Consider the following 17,416-nt stretch of genomic DNA (forward strand, 5'->3'; position numbering starts at 1 on the left):
ACGACCCAAAAAATAGAGCGACGACCTGCCGATGCGCAGGCCGTGCTCAGAGGATTCCGCACATGTTTGGAGCTTTCCGTCGGTACTTTTCCACCGACCTTGCGATCGACCTCGGCACCGCCAACACCCTGATATTCGCCCGCAACAAGGGCATCGTCCTCGACGAACCCTCGGTCGTCGCCATCCGCCACGAAGGCGGCCCCCATGGCAAGAAGGTGATCCAGGCCGTCGGCCGCGAAGCCAAGGCCATGCTGGGCAAGGTGCCCGGCAACATCGAGGCGATCCGCCCGATGAAGGACGGCGTGATCGCCGACTTCGTGATCACCGAGCAGATGATCAAGCAGTTCATCAAGATGGTGCACCCGCGCACGCTGCTCACGCCGAGCCCGCGCATCATCATCTGCGTGCCCTGCGGCTCCACCCAGGTCGAGCGCCGCGCCATCAAGGACGCGGCCGAGGCGGCGGGCGCCACCTCCGTCTACCTGATCGAAGAACCCATGGCCGCGGCCATCGGTGCCGGCCTTCCCGTCAGCGAAGCCTCGGGCTCGATGGTGGTGGACATCGGCGGCGGCACCACCGAGGTGGGCGTCATCTCGCTGGGCGGCATGGTCTACAAGGGCTCGGTCCGCGTGGGCGGCGACCGCTTCGACGAAGCCATCATCAACTACATCCGCCGCAACTACGGCATGCTGATCGGCGAGCCGACGGCCGAAGTCATCAAGAAGAACATCGGCTCGGCCTTCCCGGGCTCCGAAGTCAAGGAAATGGAAGTCAAGGGCCGCAACCTTTCCGAAGGCGTGCCGCGCAGCTTCACCATCAGCAGCAACGAAGTGCTGGAAGCCCTGACCGATCCGCTCAACAACATCGTCTCGGCCGTGAAGAACGCGCTGGAGCAGACGCCGCCCGAGCTGGGCGCCGACATCGCCGAGCGAGGCATGATGCTGACCGGCGGCGGCGCGCTGCTGCGCGACCTCGACCGCCTGCTGGCCGAGGAAACCGGCCTGCCGGTGCTGGTGGCCGAAGATCCGCTGACCTGCGTGGTGCGAGGCTGCGGCATCGCACTCGAGCGCATGGACCGCCTGGGCAGCATCTTCACGAGCGAGTAAAAGGCGAAAGCCATCATCGGCCGGCCTCTGCTTGCGCAGGCCGGCTTTTTGTTATTTGATTCCGCACCACCGTCGGGTCTGAATTCATGCCTCTGGGCACGCTCGATCGCACAGCGCCACCCCTGTTCAACCAGGGGCAGTCGGCACTCAGCAAGCTGATCTTCTTCGGCGCGCTTTCGCTGTTCCTCATGGTGGCCGATGCGCGCTTCCATATCGTGCAACCGGTGCGCTCGGCCATCGGCGCGGTGCTGTACCCGGTGCAATGGGTGGCGCTGAAGCCGGTGCAGGCCGTGCTCGGCGGCGGACGCTACCTCGAAGACCTGCAGACCGCCCAGCGCAACGAGGAAGACGCGCGCAAGGCGCTGATGATGCAGGCCGAGCGCGCCGCGCAGGCCGACACGCTGGCCCAGGACAACGCCCGCCTTCGCGAGCTGCTCGAGCTGCGCCAGACCACCACCACGCCGGGCCGCGCCGCCGAGGTGCTCTACGACGCGGCCGACCCCTATACCCGCAAGATCGTCATCGACCAGGGGCTGGCCCAGGGCGTTCAGCCCGGTTCGCCGGTGATCGACGCACGCGGCGTGCTCGGGCAGGTCACGCAGGTGCTGCCCTTCACGAGCGAGGTCACGCTGGTGATCGACCGCGACCTTTCCATTCCCGTGCAGAACACCCGCACCGGCGTGCGCAGCGTGGCCTTCGGCGACGCCTCGGCCCATGGCGGCGGACTGGAGCTGCGCTTCATGGCCGCCAATGCCGACCTGCAGGAGGGCGACCTGCTCTCCACCAGCGGCGTCGACGGCATCTACCCCGCGGGCCTGCCGGTGGCGAAGATCGAGCGCATCGAGCGCCGCGCCGACTCGGCCTTCGCCCGCATCTACTGCGTGCCGCTGGCGCACGTGACGGCCGCGCGCTACGTGCTCGTGCTCGAGCCCACGGGCACGCCGGCCGCGCCGCCGCCCGCGGCGCCAGCCGTCACCCAGCGCAAGCGCCCCGAGGGCAAGCCCGGTGCCGGCAAGAACGAGAAGAAACCGGGAGTGCGCCCATGATCAAGCGTCCAGGCCAGCAGCAGCTGTTGCTGCCCGTCAGCCCGGTCTTCATGTGGAGCAGCCTCGTGGTCGCGCTGCTCGTCAACATGATCCCCATCGGCCGCGCCGTCTGGATGCCCGACCTGCTGGCGCTCGTCATCGTGTTCTGGGGCGTACACCAGCCTGCGCGCGTGGGCATCGGCGCGGCCTTCGTGTTCGGCCTGTGCATGGACGTGCACCAGTCGTCGCTGCTGGGCCAGCATGCGCTGTCCTACACCACGCTGGGCTTCTTCGCGATCACCATCCACCGGCGGCTGCTGTGGTATCCGGTGGCCTCGCAGGCGCTGCAGGTGCTGCCGCTCTTCGCGCTGTCGCAGCTGATCGAGGTGCTCACGCGGATGATCGGCGGCGGCGTGTTCCCGGGCTGGACGGTGCTGGCCTCGCCGGCCATCGAGGCCGCGCTCTGGCCGCTGGCCACCGCGCTGCTGCTGGCCCCCCAGCGAAGAACGCCGGAACCGGACGAGAACCGGCCCCTCTAAGCCCAGCCTCCCCGCATTTGCCTTCGCACCTGCGCGCGCCTAAGCTCCCATCGCCATGACCGAAATCCGCAACGTCGCCGCCGATCTCGCGCGTTTCAAGCGCCGCGTGATCGTCATCGGACTGGCGGTGCTCTTCGCGTTCGGGCTGCTGGGCGCACGGCTGTTCTACCTGCAGGTCACGCGCCACGAGGACCTGGCCGAGCAGGCCGAGAGCAACCGCACGGCGGTGGTGCCGGTGGTGCCCAACCGGGGGCTCATCCTCGATCGCAACGGCATCGTGCTGGCTTCCAACTACTCGGCCTACACGCTGGAGATCACGCCCTCGAAGGTGGGCGACGTCGAGGAGACCATCGACAGCCTCACGCAGGTGCTCGAAGTCTCGCCGCGCGACCGCCGCCGCTTCAAGCGCCTGCGCGAGGACTCGCGCAGCTTCGACTCCATTCCGATCCGCACCCGCCTGAGCGACGAGGAAGTCGCCCGCTTCGCCGCCCAGCGCTACCGCTTCCCGGGCGTGGAGATCAAGGCGCGCCTGTTCCGCAATTACCCGCAGGGCGAGCTGGCCTCGCACGTGCTCGGCTACATCGGCCGCATCAACCAGCGCGAGAAGACCGCGATGGAGGACTGGGACGAGGAGGACCAGGCCAACTACAAGGGCACCGACTACATCGGCAAGCTGGGCGTCGAACAGAGCTACGAGAAGACGCTGCACGGCCAGACCGGCGTCGAGCAGATGGAAACCTCCGCAGGCGGCCGCGCCGTGCGCCGCCTCGCCAGCCATCCCGCCACGCCGGGCAACACGGTCATGCTGTCGCTCGACATCAAGCTGCAGAAGCTGGTGGAGGACATGTACGGCGACCGCCGCGGCGCGCTGGTGGCCATCGATCCCAAGACCGGCGAGGTGCTGGCCTTCGTGAGCAAGCCCACCTTCGACCCGAACCTCTTCGTCGAAGGCATCGACAACGAAAGCTGGGCGGCGCTCACCGAATCCATCGACAAGCCGCTGCTGAACCGAGCCCTGCGCGGCACCTACCCGCCGGGCTCCACCTACAAGCCCTTCATGGCGCTGGCGGCGCTGCAGACCGGCAAGCGCGGCCCCAGCGTGGTGGTGAACGACCCCGGCTACTTCAACTTCGGCGGCCACCGCTTCGGCAGCCCCGAGGGCAACCTGGGTGGTGTCGACATGCGCCGCTCGATCCAGCTGTCGAGCAACATCTACTACTACTCGCTGGCCAACGAGATGGGCGTGGACTTGATCCACGACTTCATGAAGCCGCTGGGCTTCGGCCAGATCACCGGCATCGACCTCGGCGGCGAGGTGCGAGGCGTGCTGCCCAGCACCGAGTGGAAGCGCAACACCTACAAGCGGCCCGAGCAGAAGAAGTGGTACGCGGGCGAGACCATCTCGCTGGGCATCGGCCAGGGCTACAACAACTTCACCATGCTGCAGCTGGCGCAGGCCACCGCCGTCATCGCCAATGGGGGCCTCAAGCACAAGCCGCACCTCGCGCTGGCCACGCGCGACACCGTGAGCGGCAACGTGGTGCCCCTGCCGCAGCCCGCGGCGGAGAACCTGGGCTTCACGGCCGCCAACATCGCGGTGATCCGCGAGGGCCTGACCAGCGTGGTCACCAGCGGCACCGCGCGCGGCGTGTTCGCCGGCGCCAGCTACCAGGCGGCCGGCAAGACCGGTACCGCGCAGGCGGTGTCGATGGGCCAGAACACCAAGTACAACGCGCGCGCTCTCGAGGAGCACCAGCGCGACCACGCACTCTTCATGGCCTACGCGCCGGTGAACGACCCGAAGATCGCCCTGGCGGTGATCGTGGAAAACGCCGGCTGGGGCGCCGGCGCGGCGGCCCCCATTGCGCGCCGCGTGTTCGACTACTGGCTCGCCGACCAGTACCCGAGCGAGGCCGACATGGCCGCCATCAAGATCGGCAAGGCGACCGCACCGATCGGCAAGCCGCGCGTGGCGAGCGAAGTGGCCTGGCCCGCAGCCTCGGCAACGCCAGCCGCGGCGCCCTGATCCCTGTATTTCTCCCTCTCCCTCTGGGAGAGGGTTGGGGTGAGGGCATCGGCATCGACTTCGAAGCCGTGCTTCATCGGGGGCACGGGGCCCTCACCCTGGCCCTCTCCCAGAGGGAGAGGGGAAAACACACTCAGACCACCGTTCCGCTGACTTCGCCCAGGCCGATGCGCACCGCGCCTGCGCGTTCGCAATAACCGCGGATCACCAGCGTGTCGCCGTCTTCCAGGAAGGTGCGCTTCTCCCCGTTCGGCAGCGTGATCGGCTGCTTGCCGCCCAGCGTCAGCTCGATCAGCGAACCGGCCTCGTCGGGCTTGGGGCCCGACAGCGTGCCCGAGCCCAGCAGGTCGCCCGGCTGCAGGTTGCAGCCGTTCACCGTGTGGTGCGCGACGAGCTGCGCGGCCGTCCAGTAGGCAGCCTCGGTGGTGTTGCCGCGCGTCAGGCGCACGGGCTCCACGCCCTCGGCGCGCATCTTCGCGGTCTGCAGCAGCACTTCGAGCGTGATGTCGAGCGCGCCGCTCTCGCGGTTCGAGGCCGAGTCGAGGTAGGGCAGCGGCTGCGGGTCTCCGGCGGGCCGCTCGAACTTCGCGCGGAAGGGCGCCAGCGCTTCCATCGTCACGATCCACGGCGACAGCGTGCTTGCGAAGTTCTTCGAGAGGAAGGGGCCGAGCGGCTGGTATTCCCAGGCCTGCAGGTCGCGCGCCGACCAGTCGTTGAGCAGCGTCACGCCGAACAGGTGCTCCTCGGCATCGGCGATGGCGATGGGCGCGCCCTGCGCATTGCCGCGGCCCACCAGGAAGCCCAGCTCCAGTTCGTAGTCCAGCCGCTTCGAGGGGCCGAAGCTCGGCTCGGCCGCGTCGGGCGCCTTGGTCTGGCCCTGCGGGCGCTTGAAGACCTGGCCGCTCACGCCGATGGACGATGCGCGGCCGTGGTAGCCGATCGGCACCCACTTGTAGTTGGGCATCAGCGGCTGGTCGGGGCGGAACAGCTTGCCGATGGTGGTCGCGTGGTGGATGCCCGTGTAGAAGTCGGTGTAGTCGCCGATGCGGCAGGGCACCGTCATCTCGGCCTTTGCCTGCGGCAGCAGGGCCTTCGACCATGCGGCCTGCTTGTCGCTGCCTTCGGCGAGGCCGGCGGAGATGGCGGCGCGCAGCGCCTGGCGCTCCTTCGTGCCGGCGTCCATCAGCGCGTTCATGTCGTCGGTGTCGACGAGGCCCGCGGCGCGCAGGTCCAGCACCTGGTCGCCGATGGCGACGCCGATGCGGAAGGCCTCGCTGCTGCCGGCCGTGCGAAAGCGTCCGAAGGGCAGGTTCTGGATCGGGAAGTCGGTGCCGGCCTCGTTGGCCGATGCGACCCAGCTGCGCAGCTTCGGGTCATGGGTGGCGTTCAGTGCGGTCATGGAGGATGTGTCTTTCAGGCAAATGTTCTAAAGGGTCCGGACTCTTTCGGGGAACACCGCGGAACCGGCTTTGCCGGGCCGCAGGTGTTGCCCCCGGAAGGGGGTTGGCGGTCACACGAAGTGGGCAAGCCTGGGGGTGAGCTTTACTCTGCGGTCATGCCGGCCTTCTTGGCCACGTCGCCCAGGCGCTTGTATTCGGTCTCGGTCAGCGTCGTCAGCTCCTGCGCGGTCGAGCCGCGCGGCGAGAAGCCGGCCTGCGCCAGCTTGGCCTTCACGTCGGGCATCGCGAGCGCCTCGACGAAGGCTTCGTTCAGCGCCTTCACGACCGGCGCCGGCAGCTTCGCCGGCCCGTACACGCCGAACCACGGCTCCAGCGCATAGCCCTTCAGGCCCGCCTCGGCCATCGTCGGCACGTCGGGCAGCGAGGGCGAGCGCGTGGGGCCCGCCACCGCCAGCGCGCGCAGCTTGCCGGCCTGGATGTGCGGCAGCGATGCCGGCAGGTTGTCGAACATCACGCCGATGTTGTTGCCCAGCATGTCGGTGATGGCCGGGCCGCTGCCCTTGTAGGCGACGTGCACGAGATCCGTGCCGGTCATCTGCGCGAACATCACGCCGGCCAGGTTCATCGAGGTGCCGGCGCCCGCGGTGGCATAGGGCATGCCCGGGTTCTTCTTCGCGGCGGCGATCAGGTCGGGCACCGACTTCACGGCCGAGGCCGCCGGCACTTCGAGCACGATGGTCGAGGTGCCCAGCAGGCTGATGGCGGTGAAATCCTTGCGCGGATCGAAGGCCATCGACTTGTAGATGTGCGGGTTCAGCGCATTGGTCGAGATCGCGCCGAAGCCGATCGTGTAGCCGTCGGGCGCGGCCTTGGCCACTGCGTCCATGCCGATGTTGCCGCCCGCGCCGCCGCGGTTGTCGATCAGCACTGGCTGGCCCAGCTTCTCCGACACCTTCTGACCCACGGTGCGCGCCACCAGGTCGGTGGTGCCGCCGGGGGTGTAGGGCACGATGAAGCGGATGGGCTTGGACGGATAGTCGGCCGCATGCGTGAGGAAGGGCGCGGCGAGCAGGGCCACGGCCGCTGCGCGACGCGTGAGGGTGAACACGGTCTTCATGCCTTGAATTGATCCTTGAGGCCGGCCCAGCAGTCGGCGTAGTCGGTGTCCAGTGCCGGGCTCTTCAGCGCGAAGTTCGTCGGAATGAACCGGTAGCGGCTCTCGAACATGAAGGCCAGCGTGTTGTCCAGCTTGTGCGGCTTCAGGTCGGCGTGGGTGGCCTTGTCGAAGGCTTCCTCGTCGGGGCCGTGCGGCACCATGCAGTTGTGCAGGCTCGCGCCGCCGGGCTTGAAGCCGCCCGGCTTGGCGTCGTACTCGCCCAGCACCAGGCCCATGAACTCGCTCATCAGGTTGCGGTGGAACCACGGCGGGCGGAAGGTGTTCTCCATCACCATCCAGCGCGGCGGGAAGATCACGAAGTCGCAGTTGGCCGTGCCGGGCGTGTCGCTGGGCGAGGTCAGCACGGTGAAGATCGACGGATCGGGATGGTCGAAGCTGATCGAGCCGATCACCATGAAGTGCGCCGTGTCGTACTTCACCGGCGAGAGGTTGCCGTGCCATGCGACCACGTTGAAGGGCGACTGCTTCATCGGCGCCTGCCAGAAGCGGCCGCCGAACTTCTTGACGATCTCGTAGCCGCCTTCTTCCGTTTCGAAGGCCGCCACCGGCGCCTGGAAGTCGCGCGCATTGGCCAGGCCGTTCGAGCCGATCGGGCCGAGCTCGGGCAGGCGGAAGTGCGCGCCGTAGTTCTCGCAGACGTAGCCGCGCGAGAGACCGTCGGGCAGCGCCACCTTGAAGGCCATGCCGCGCGGCAGCACCGCGATTTCGCCGGGCTTCACGTCGAGCACGCCGAGTTCGGTGGTGATGACGAGGCGGCCCTGCTGCGGCACCACCAGCATCTCGCCGTCGGCGTTCACGAAGGCGCGGCGCTCCATCGAGCGGCCCGCGAGGTACATCAGCGAGCCGATGCCGACCTGCGACTCGGCATCGCCGTTGGCCGCGATGGTGCGCATGCCGTCGATGAAGTCGGCCTTCGCCGCCGACTCGTCCAGCGGCTGGGGATGCCAGCGCAGCGGCTCCGGCGGCAGCGCGACTTCGCGGTCGGCGCCGGTGGTCCACAGCGGCTGCGCATATGGCTGGTAGCGGCCCGACACCACCGAGGGCTGGCGGCGATACAGCCAGGTGCGGCGGTTCTCGTGGCGCGGCGCGGTGAAGGCGGTGCCGGAGATCAGCTCGGTGTACAGGTCGAAGGGGCCGCGCTGCGGGTTGTTGCGGCCCTGCGGCAGTGCGCCGGGCACGGCCTCGGAGGCGTATTCGTTGCCGAAGCCGCTCTGGTAGCGCCGTTCGGAGGACGGGGTTGCTTGGGTCATGTGCTTGCTCTTTCGGGAGTCGCGATGAGGTTGGAATGTGTTCCGGGCCGGGCAGGGGCGGCGCTCAGCCGGCGCGCGCCGCGTCGAAGGCCTCGCGCAGCACGGCCAGCGAGCCGATGTGGTTGGCCAGCACGAGCACGAGGCGCGCGTTGAAGGCGTGGCTCTCCTCGGTGGAAAGCCCCTGGTGCGCCTCGATGAGCGCTTCGTAGAAGTCGTCGGGCGCCTCGAGGTTCGGCGCGGTGATGAGGTGTTGCTGTTGTTGATGCTGCTGCATGGTGTTCACGCCTTTGCCAGTGCGCGGTCGACGGCCGTGCGGATGTCCGCTGCCGAAGGCTGCCGCCAGCGTGCGCACACATGCTGGTCGGGCCGCAGCAGATATACGGTGCCGGGCCGCGCGTCGTAGCGCTGCGTTGCCAGCTCGCTGCCCTTGGCGCCGTCCTCGACGCGCACCACGTGCAACGGCAGGTCGCTGGCTTTCAGCTCGCCGAGGCTGCGCTCGGCCGCCTCGCCCTGGCCGAACACCAGCGCGGTGAACTGCGAGACATGGCATTCGCGCAGCAGCCAGCCGGTGCTGCCGTCCGCGTGTGCCACGGGCGCGTCGGCGGCGGCGGCGCCAGGCACCATCGCGCCCGAGAAGGCGTCGGCGTCCGGCGTGTTCAGCGGCGAATCGCGCAGCACCGAAGGCACGGACAGCCGCCCGCTGTTGACCAGCGTGCGCGCGAAGGCGTGGCGCTTCGTCAGCTCCAACACCGCGTCGCGGAAGAGCCGGCTCACCTCGCTCTTGGGCGTGATGAAGTCGGTCGCGCGCGTGGAGTTGCGGATGTTCTCGTCGGCGGCGTACTCGCGCTCGCTGGCGTAGCTGTCGAGCAGCGCCTCGGGCGCCTGGCCCTGCACCACGGCGGCGAGCTTCCAGGCGAGGTTGTCGGCGTCCTGCACGCCCGAGTTGGCGCCGCGCGCGCCGAAGGGCGACACGCCGTGCGCCGAGTCGCCCGCGAACAGCACGCGGCCGTGGCGGAAGCGCTCCATGCGCTGGCAGGCGAAGGTGTAGACGCTGGCCCAGCCGATCTGGAACTGCACGCCCTCGAAGCCGATGCTGTCGAGCAGGGCGCGCACGCGCGGCGTGATGTTCTCGGGCTTGCGTTCTTCCACCGGGTCGGCGTCCCAGCCGAGCTGGAAGTCCACGCGCCACATGCCGTCGGCCTGCTTGTGCAGCAGCACGCTCTGGCCGGGGTGGAACGACGGGTCGAACCAGAAGCGCCGTTCGGTGGGCAGGTGCGCGTCCATCGTGATGTCTGCGATCAGGAAGCGGTCGCGGAACACGCGGCCCTTGGCTTCCAGGCCCAGCATCTGGCGCAGGTTGGAGCGCGAGCCGTCGCAGGCGGCGACGTAGTCCGCCTGGAGCCGGTAGCTGCCTTCGGGCGTTTCCACCGTCAGCACCGCGCCGTCCTCGCGCTGCTCGATGCCCGTGACCTTGTTGTTCCAGCGCAGGTCGACCAGCGGCAGCTCGGCCGCGCGCTCGACGAGGTAGCCCTCGACGTAGTACTGCTGCAGGTTGATGAAGGCCGGGCGCTCGTGGCCGGGCTCGGGAAGCAGGTCGAAGCGGTAGACCTGCTCGTCGTGGAAGAACACCTTGCCCACGTTCCACGACACGCCCTTGTCGACCATGCGGTCGCCGCAGCCCAGGCGGTCGAACACTTCGAGCGTGCGCTTGGCGAAGCAGATCGCGCGCGAGCCGCTCGAAAGGGTGTTGTCGTTGTCCAGCAGCACCACGGGCACCTGCCGCAGCGCGAGGTCGATGGCCAGCGTCAGCCCGACCGGGCCGGCGCCGACCACCACCACCGGGTGGCGCGCAGGCGTGGCCGCGTCCTGGTCTACGTGGCGGCGGTAGTCGAAGCGCAGGCTCTGATAGTCGATCACGTACTTGTCTCCGTGTCTTTGGTCTTCGCTCCTTCCCCCGCTGGGGGAAGGCCGGGATGGGGGGCAAGCTGCCGTCACTTCGGGCGCTCTGCCTGCCCCCACCCCAACCCTCCCCCAGAGGGGGAGGGAGCAGTTCGATCAGCCTTCCAGCGCCTTCCACATCTCGACGTCGCGCTCGGCCGTCCAGATGCGCGGATCGGCATGGCCCGAGGCCTCGTCGTAGGCGCGGCTCACGTCGAAGGGCATGCAGTGGTCGAAGATCACCCACTGGCTGTACTTGGGCTTGAGCTTCTCGTAGGTTTCCTTGTAGACCGCGTTCAGGTCGCGCCCGGCCTTCACGCCTGCCTGCACGCTGGCGTAGACGTCGGAGATGAAGTCGCGCGTGCCCGTCAGGCCTTCGGACACGGCCTCGGGCGTGGTCAGCGCCGCGCCGCGGCCCGGCACCAGTGCCACGGGCTTCAGCGCGGCGATGTTGTCCAGCGTCTGCGGCCAGTCCTTGAAGTAGGCGTCGCCGGCGTACGGCGTGGCGCCGAACTCGACCAGGTCGCCCGACAGCAGCGTGCGCTCCTGCGGCAGCCAGACGACGGTGTCGCCCTTGGTGTGGCCGCGGCCGAGCTGGATCAGCTGCACTTCGAGCTTGCCCAGCCACAGCGTCATCTTGCCGGTGAAGGTCATGGTGGGCCAGGTCAGGCCTGGCGGCACGGTCTCGACGTTCTGGAACAGGCGCGGGAAGCGGCCGATCTCGCTGGCCTTGTCCTGCTCGCCGCGCTCGACGATCAGGTCGCGCGTGTCCTGGCTGGCCAGGATGTGCTCGGCACCGTAGCCCGCCGCGCCCAGCACGCGCACCGCGTGGTAGTGGGTGAGCACCACGTACTTGATGGGCTTGTCGGTCACTTCGCGGATGCGGCGCACCACGTCGGCCGCCATGGCGGGGGTGGCCTGGGTGTCGGCCACCAGCACGCAGTCGTCGCCGATCACGATGCCGGTGTTGGGGTCGCCCTCGGCGGTGTAGGCCCAGGCATGTTCGGAGATCTGGCTGAAGGTGACCTTCTTCTCTTCCATGTCGGCCTGGCTGGCGAATTTCTTGGCTTGGCTCATCGGGTGTCTCCGTCGGTGGGGGTTGAATCTTGAAATTCGTTTAAGTCGAACGAATTTGCAGTTAACGAATTGCCGCAGTGTAAGCCGCAGATCAGTTAATGTCTAATCCCTTCTTCATGAACGAACGACCAGAAGGCGAGGCAGGCCATGGCAGCCAGTGACAACGACCGCGCCCAGCGCGGCATCCAGAGCATCGAAGTCGGCGGCCAGCTGCTGCGCGCGCTGGTGCATCACGGCCGGCCCATGGCGCTGAAGGACCTGGCGCGCGAAGCCGACATGACGGCCGCCAAGGCGCATCCGTACATGGTCAGCTTCGGGCGGCTGGGCCTCATCGAGCAGGACCGCGCCAGCGGCCACTATCTGCTCGGCCCGCTCGCCTTGCAACTGGGCCTCATCAGCCTGCAGCAGGCCGACCCGGTGCACATCGCCACCCCGCTGATCGGCCAGCTCGCGCAGCAGATCGGCCACACCGTGGCGCTGGCCGTGTGGGGAGCGCGCGGCGCGACCATCGTGCGCACGGCCGAGTCGCCCTCGCCGGTGCACGTGAACATGCGGCACGGCACGGTGTTCTCGCTGACCAACACCGCCTCGGGCCGGGTGTTCGCCGCTTACCTCGACGCCGGCGTGGTGCGCCAGCTGCTCGAGGAGGAGCGCCAGCGCCAGAAGCAGCGCAAGGGCGCGGAGCCCGCTCCCGCAGCCGGCATGCCGCCGGTGCAGCCGCTGCCTTCGTGGAGCGACTTCGAGCGCCAGCTGCAGGAAGTGCGCGCGCACGGCATCAGCCGTTCCGACGGCGAGGTCATCGAGGGCGTGAGCGCCATGGCCGCGCCGGTCTTCGACCACACTGGCGCCATCGTGCTGGCCGTTACCGCCATCGGCCCGGCCGGCATCTTCGACACCGCGTGGGACGGCGAGATCTCCCGCGCGCTCAAGGCATGCGCCGACACCGTGTCGCAACGCCTCGGCGCCTCGCCGGCGCAGGCGGCGGCAGCAGCAGCCAATTCCCCCAGACCAGAGCGATGACGCCAGTCACAACAGACATCTCTTCTCCCTCTTCCCCCGCTTCTGCCATCCAGGCGGCCACCGAGCTGCTTCGCAATGCCCGGCGCATCGTCGTGTTCTCGGGCGCAGGCCTGTCGCGCGCCTCGGGCATTCCGACCTACCGCGACGCCGACGGCCTGTGGAAGAGCCAGAACGCGCTGCAGTTCTCCCACGCCGAGGACCTGCAGCGCGACCCGGCCGGCTTCACGAAGTTCTGGGCGCAGCGCCTGTCGATGATCGAATCGGCGCAGCCCAATCCGGGCCACACCGCGCTCGCGCTGCTGCAGCGGCTGCGCCCGGCCACCCGGCTGGTCACGCAGAACGTCGACGGGCTGCTCACGCTGGCCGGCGGCCAGGACGTGCTCGAGCTGCACGGCTCGCTGCGCCGCTGGCGCTGCGATCGTTGCGGCAACCGCAGCGGCCCCTGGCCCTTCCACCGCTGCCTGCGCTGCGGCTCGCACGCGCGGCCCGACGTGGTGATGTTCGGCGAGATGCTGAACGAAGGCGTGTTGCTCGACGCGCAGGTGTCGGCGCAGGAGTGCGATCTGTTCATGGTGGTGGGCAGCACCACCATCGTCTATCCGGCGGCCGAGCTGCCGCAGACCGCGCTGTCGCACGGCGCGCGGCTCATCACGCTGAACCTGGAGCCGCTGCCGCACCTGGACGACGCGGCGGCCGTGGTGCTGCGCGGTACTTCCGAAGAGCTGCTGCCGCAGCTGCTGGCGGGCGTGCCGGGCTCGAGAGGCTGAGGGGGCTCAGCCCTTCCTGCCCCCGAGCAGCACCAGCGCCCCGCCCACCACGATCACGGCCACGCCGGCCCACACCGGCAGGTTGACCGTTTCCTTCTCCTTCACCGAGAACTCCAGCGGCCCGAGCTTGGCCTGGTGGGTTTCCTTGGTGAAGCTGAAACTGCCCATGGCCAGGGCGACGATGCCGGCCACGATCAGCAGGATGCCGACGATGCGAGTTGCGTTCATGGGTCGATGATCCTTCCTTCCGTGTCCTTGCCGGAGATTACTGCCGTGGCTGTTGCTGCTGCAACTGGTCCACCCACTGCACCACCTCGGCCACGGCGGCATCGCTGGCCGCGACCAGCGCCTTCACCCCGCCGGGCGCGTCGGCGCTGGGCGCCGGGCGGCGCACGGTGAACAGGCGCTGGCCCAGCACGCGGTCGCCGCCGCTCGTGGTGCGGACCAGCGTGGCGCGCAGGCGCACCAGGCCCGTGCTGGCACTCGCCGAATCGAAGTAGTGGCTGAACTCGTCGAGCGAGATGCGCAGCGTGTCGGGCGCCTCGCCCCGGCCGCGCGAGATGGTTGCGGCCTCTTCGGGGCCGAGCACCATGCGGCGCTCCGACAGCGTGTCGCGCAGCCTCTGGCGCAGCAGCTGCGAGGGCGGCAGGCTCCAGCGCGACTGGCCGTAGGGACGCAGCTCGTTGACGTCGGCATATCCCAGCCGGTAGAGGATCTGCGTGCCTTCCAGGCGCGAGTTGCTTTCGAACTCCGCCAGCGAAAGCGTGGGCAGCGTGGCCGGCGCGGGCGCCGAGGCGGATGCCGCCGGGCCGGGGCCGAAGTCGTAGAGCGTGGCGCGCGCGGGCTTGTCGGGCAGCGCGCCGCAGCCGGCCGCCAGCAGCATCGCGCAGCCGAGCGCGATGGCGGCAGGGGTCTTCGTCGTCAAGGAGCGAATGGCGTTCATGGTCGGTGATCCTCCCCGGGGCTGGTTCAAGGCCGCGTCGCGGCCGGCGCTTGGAAGCCCGGCTCGCCCGGGCCCGCGGCCGCGCCGCCGTTGCCGAACAGCAGCGATTGCGGGTTGTCGTTGATGCTGTCCGCCGCGCGGCCCAGCCGGCGCACGGCGTGCGAGGTGTCGTCGGCCACGCGGTTCACGCGCGGCAGCGTGGCGGCGTTGAACGAATCGACCGCCTGCGCCAGCGCCTTGGTGCCGTCGCTCAGCCGCTCGACCGGGCCGTCGGGCGCGTTCAGCCTGCCCACGGTGGTGTTGAAGTTGTTGGCCACGCGCGAGACGTCGCCCGCCGCCTTCTTCACCGAGGCCATGGTGTCGGGCAGCTTCGTCAGCGCCGGGTTCAGGCCGGTCTTCACCGTGTTGTCGAGCGTCTTGAGCAGTGTGTTGGCGCTGGCCGAGGCGGCCGCGATGTTCTCCAGCGCATCGGCCGCGCGCTTCTGGTTGGGGTCGCTCAGCAGCTGGTTGGCGCGCTTCGTCACTTCCTCGACCTGGTTGATGATGGCCTCGCCGCGGTCCTGCAGCTGCGCCAGCATCGAGGGTTTGAGCGGGATGCGCGGCGGGTCGTCGTTGTTCGGCTTGAGCGAGACGGTCGATTCGCCCTTGTCGTCCAGCGCGATGAAGGCCAGGCCGGTCACGCCCTGGTAGCTCAGCGTGGCGAAGCTGGAGGTGGTGAGCGGCACGCGCTCGTCGACCGTGATGCGCACCCGCACGTTGCCCTTGACCTTCGGGTCGAAGTCGATCGACGCCACCTTGCCCACCGCGATGCCGCGGTAGCGCACCATGGCCTGCGGCTGCAGGCCGCTGACCGCGTCGCGCGTGGAGAGTTCGTAGATGTTGCGCACGGTGCTGTCGCGCGTGAACCAGACCACCAGCGCGACGAGCGCGGCGATCAGTCCGAGCACGAAGGCGCCGGCGGCGATGGCGTGGGCCTTGTTTTCCATGGTGGCTACCTACCTTTCAGCGCCCGGCCGCGGGGGCCTGTTGCGCGGGGGATTGTCCGGCTGGCTTGTCATGCAGCGCTTCGAGGGCGCGCTGGCCGCGCCCGCCGAGAAAGTATTCGTGGATGAAGGGATGCGGGTACGCGATGACCTCGCGCGCCGCGCCGGTGACGATCACCTTCTGGTCGGCCAGCACCGCGATGCGGGTGCTCAGGTCGAACAGCGTGTCCAGGTCGTGCGTGACCATCACCACCGTGAGGCCCAGCTCGCGGTGCAGGCCGCGCAGCAGGTCGCAGAAGCTGTCGGAGGCCTCGGGGTCGAGGCCGGCCGTGGGCTCGTCGAGCAGCAGCAGCGGCGGATCCATGATGAGCGCGCGCGCCAGCGCCACGCGCTTGATCATGCCGCCCGAAAGATCGGCCGGGCTCTTGTTGGCATGCTGCGGGCCCAGGCCCACCATCTGCAGCTTCACCAGCGCCGCGTGGCGGATGAGCTCGTCGGGAAGCAGCTTCAGCTCGCGCAGCGGAAAGGCGATGTTCTCCAGCACGCTGAAGGCAGAGAACAGCGCGCCGTGCTGGAACAGCATGCCCACGTTGGCCGCGCCCGAGGCGCTGAGCTCGCCGGGCTCCTGGCCCAGCACCTCGACATGTCCGCGCGTGGGTTTCTCGAGGCCGAGGATCTGCCGCAGCAGCACCGTCTTGCCCGTGCCCGAGCCGCCCACCAGCGAGAGCACCTCGCCGCGGTCGATGTGCAGCTGCAGGTCGCGATGCACCACCTGCTCGCCGTCGGCGCTCTGGAACACGGTCCACAGGCCGCGGATGTCCACCACGGTGGCGTCGGTGTCGGGGCGCACGGGCATGCTCATGGTTTCACGCCCTCATGCCCGGAAGCCGATGCCCTTGAAGAGCACGGCGAACAAGGCATCGACCAGGATCACGGCGGTGATCGAGGTGACGACCGACGAGGTGGTGCCGCGCCCGAGGCTCTCGGTGTTCGGCTTCACCTTCATGCCGAAATAGCAGCCGATCAGCGCGATCAGGATGCCGAACACCGCCGACTTGGCCATGGCCAGCCACAGGTTCGAGATCGGCACCGCACGCGGCAGGGCCGAGAGGAAATAGGCCGGCGAGATGTCGAGCGCCGCGTCGGCCGCCAGCATGCCGCCCGCGAGCGCGGCCATCGAGGTCCACAGGCTGATCAGCGGCATCGCGATGGCCAGCGCCAGCACGCGCGGCATCACGAGGCGAAAGCCGTGCGGGATGCCCATCACGCGCATCGCGTCGAGCTCCTCGGTCACGCGCATCACGCCGATCTGCGCCGTGATGGCCGAGCCCGAGCGCCCGGCGATCAGCACTGCGGCCAGCACCGGCCCCAGTTCGCGGATCAGCGAGAGGCCGAGGATGTTCACCACGAAGGTCTCGGCGCCGTACTGGCGCAGCTGCTGCGAGATCAGGTAGGCCAGCACCACGCCGATCAGCAGGCCGACCAGCGCCGTGATGTGCAGCGCCGTCGCGCCGAACTGGTAGAGGTGCCCGGAGAAATCGCGCCACGGCCCGCGGTGCGGCGCGCGCGCCAGCCGGCACAGGTCGAGCGCGAGCTGGCCGACCAGCGCGGTGAAGTCGCGCATCACGTACATGGCGCGCGGCCCGTTGTGCGAGAACTCGCGGATGCGGTCGTTCAGCGAGGGCGAGGGCTCGTCCGGCGTGGCGACGGTGTACTGAGCCACCTGGTCGAGCACGGCCTTGTGCTGCGGCGACAGCTCGATGGTGGCGGGCCACTCGTGGCGCCAGTGTTCCCACAGGAGCTGCGCGCCGATGTGGTCGAGCTGCTCGATGGGGCGCAGGTCCCAGGCGCGGTTGGCGGCGGGCGGGGCTGCCTTCAGGCTCTCGTCCAGCGCCTGCCAGGCCGGCTTGGACGACATCGCCAGCGTGGTCCAGCGGCCGCTGGCCACCGTCCATTGGCGGCCTTCCTGCTCCCGCTGGCCGACGCGAGGCCACCCGCTGTCGGCGGCGGAAGCCTCGGCAGGCGATGTGGCGGGAGGCATAGACAAGGCGGGTGAGCGGGAAAGTTAACAAAAACGGGGTTGGAAGCGCGCATCGTAACCGCGTGCATCCGAAGAGAAGGTGTTCCAGACCCTTCGTTCGCGTAGGGCACGACGCCGTTTCTTC

17 protein-coding genes are annotated in these 17,416 nt (G+C 69.1%); 6 read left to right on the top strand and 11 right to left on the bottom strand.

Annotated elements, in window-relative coordinates:
* The first annotated feature begins 62 nt into the window (after positions 1-62).
* The 4 genes from BMY35_RS31170 to mrdA all read left to right on the top strand — a co-directional run bounded on the left by BMY35_RS31170 (position 63) and on the right by mrdA (position 4,696).
* The gene (locus BMY35_RS31170) at positions 63-1,106 is read left to right on the top strand and encodes a rod shape-determining protein (RefSeq protein ID WP_007833435.1); all 1,044 of its coding nucleotides are present in this window, start codon (positions 63-65) and stop codon (positions 1,104-1,106) included.
* 86 nt (positions 1,107-1,192) lie between these two features.
* Positions 1,193-2,152, top strand: a complete 960-nt coding sequence (mreC, locus tag BMY35_RS31175; protein WP_093206895.1) for a rod shape-determining protein MreC — start codon at positions 1,193-1,195, stop codon at positions 2,150-2,152.
* The gene (gene mreD, locus BMY35_RS31180) at positions 2,149-2,670 is read left to right on the top strand and encodes a rod shape-determining protein MreD (protein ID WP_093206897.1); all 522 of its coding nucleotides are present in this window, start codon (positions 2,149-2,151) and stop codon (positions 2,668-2,670) included. Before mreC ends, mreD begins: the two co-directional genes overlap by 4 nt.
* Before the next feature lie 55 nt (positions 2,671-2,725).
* Positions 2,726-4,696, top strand: coding sequence for a penicillin-binding protein 2 (mrdA, locus tag BMY35_RS31185; protein WP_093206898.1), 1,971 nt, complete (start codon positions 2,726-2,728; stop codon positions 4,694-4,696).
* A 133-nt stretch (positions 4,697-4,829) separates the two neighbouring features.
* Here the strand turns inward: mrdA and fahA are convergent, their stop codons facing one another.
* From fahA to BMY35_RS31215, 6 genes are all read right to left on the bottom strand, one after another.
* Complete coding sequence (gene fahA / locus BMY35_RS31190; RefSeq protein WP_093206900.1) at positions 4,830-6,095, bottom strand: fumarylacetoacetase; 1,266 nt, start codon at positions 6,093-6,095, stop codon at positions 4,830-4,832.
* Positions 6,096-6,238: 143 nt separating this feature from the next.
* Positions 6,239-7,213 (bottom strand): Bug family tripartite tricarboxylate transporter substrate binding protein, encoded by a 975-nt coding sequence (locus tag BMY35_RS31195; protein WP_093206901.1) that lies wholly within the window; start codon positions 7,211-7,213, stop codon positions 6,239-6,241.
* A complete protein-coding gene (gene hmgA / locus BMY35_RS31200) occupies positions 7,210-8,523 on the bottom strand; it encodes a homogentisate 1,2-dioxygenase (protein ID WP_093206903.1) in 1,314 nt (437 codons plus the stop codon). The genes BMY35_RS31195 and hmgA overlap by 4 nt, the downstream gene beginning before the upstream one ends.
* A 64-nt stretch (positions 8,524-8,587) precedes the next feature.
* Positions 8,588-8,797, bottom strand: a complete 210-nt coding sequence (locus tag BMY35_RS31205; RefSeq protein ID WP_093206988.1) for a DUF2783 domain-containing protein — start codon at positions 8,795-8,797, stop codon at positions 8,588-8,590.
* Between the two features lie 5 nt (positions 8,798-8,802).
* The gene (locus BMY35_RS31210; protein ID WP_093206904.1) at positions 8,803-10,440 is read right to left on the bottom strand and encodes an FAD-dependent oxidoreductase; all 1,638 of its coding nucleotides are present in this window, start codon (positions 10,438-10,440) and stop codon (positions 8,803-8,805) included.
* A gap of 138 nt (positions 10,441-10,578) precedes the next feature.
* Positions 10,579-11,538: an MBL fold metallo-hydrolase gene (locus BMY35_RS31215; protein WP_093206905.1), complete on the bottom strand. Its 960-nt coding sequence runs from the start codon at positions 11,536-11,538 to the stop codon at positions 10,579-10,581.
* A gap of 147 nt (positions 11,539-11,685) precedes the next feature.
* On the opposite strand from BMY35_RS31215, the gene BMY35_RS31220 reads away from it, so the two are divergent.
* Together BMY35_RS31220 and BMY35_RS31225 are read left to right on the top strand one after the other, a co-directional pair.
* Entirely contained in the window at positions 11,686-12,558 is an 873-nt protein-coding gene (locus tag BMY35_RS31220; RefSeq protein WP_093206907.1) for an IclR family transcriptional regulator, read from the top strand.
* Positions 12,555-13,325 (top strand): SIR2 family NAD-dependent protein deacylase, encoded by a 771-nt coding sequence (locus tag BMY35_RS31225; protein ID WP_093206908.1) that lies wholly within the window; start codon positions 12,555-12,557, stop codon positions 13,323-13,325. Before BMY35_RS31220 ends, BMY35_RS31225 begins: the two co-directional genes overlap by 4 nt.
* Positions 13,326-13,331: 6 nt before the next feature.
* Here the strand turns inward: BMY35_RS31225 and BMY35_RS31230 are convergent, their stop codons facing one another.
* From BMY35_RS31230 to BMY35_RS31250, 5 genes are read right to left on the bottom strand one after another with little or no spacing between them, the layout of a single operon-like run.
* Positions 13,332-13,553, bottom strand: a complete 222-nt coding sequence (locus BMY35_RS31230; protein ID WP_093206910.1) for a hypothetical protein — start codon at positions 13,551-13,553, stop codon at positions 13,332-13,334.
* A gap of 37 nt (positions 13,554-13,590) precedes the next feature.
* Complete coding sequence (locus tag BMY35_RS31235) at positions 13,591-14,268, bottom strand: ABC-type transport auxiliary lipoprotein family protein (RefSeq protein ID WP_093206911.1); 678 nt, start codon at positions 14,266-14,268, stop codon at positions 13,591-13,593.
* Between the two features lie 26 nt (positions 14,269-14,294).
* Positions 14,295-15,254: an MlaD family protein gene (locus tag BMY35_RS31240; RefSeq protein WP_093206913.1), complete on the bottom strand. Its 960-nt coding sequence runs from the start codon at positions 15,252-15,254 to the stop codon at positions 14,295-14,297.
* 16 nt (positions 15,255-15,270) lie between these two features.
* Entirely contained in the window at positions 15,271-16,113 is an 843-nt protein-coding gene (locus tag BMY35_RS31245; protein ID WP_093206914.1) for an ABC transporter ATP-binding protein, read from the bottom strand.
* 12 nt (positions 16,114-16,125) lie between these two features.
* The gene (locus BMY35_RS31250) at positions 16,126-17,292 is read right to left on the bottom strand and encodes an MlaE family ABC transporter permease (protein ID WP_093206916.1); all 1,167 of its coding nucleotides are present in this window, start codon (positions 17,290-17,292) and stop codon (positions 16,126-16,128) included.
* Positions 17,293-17,416 lie beyond the last annotated feature (124 nt).

It is taken from the genome of Variovorax sp. YR750 (assembly GCF_900109805.1).
In the GTDB taxonomy this organism is placed as follows: Bacteria; Pseudomonadota; Gammaproteobacteria; order Burkholderiales; family Burkholderiaceae_C; genus Variovorax; species Variovorax gossypii.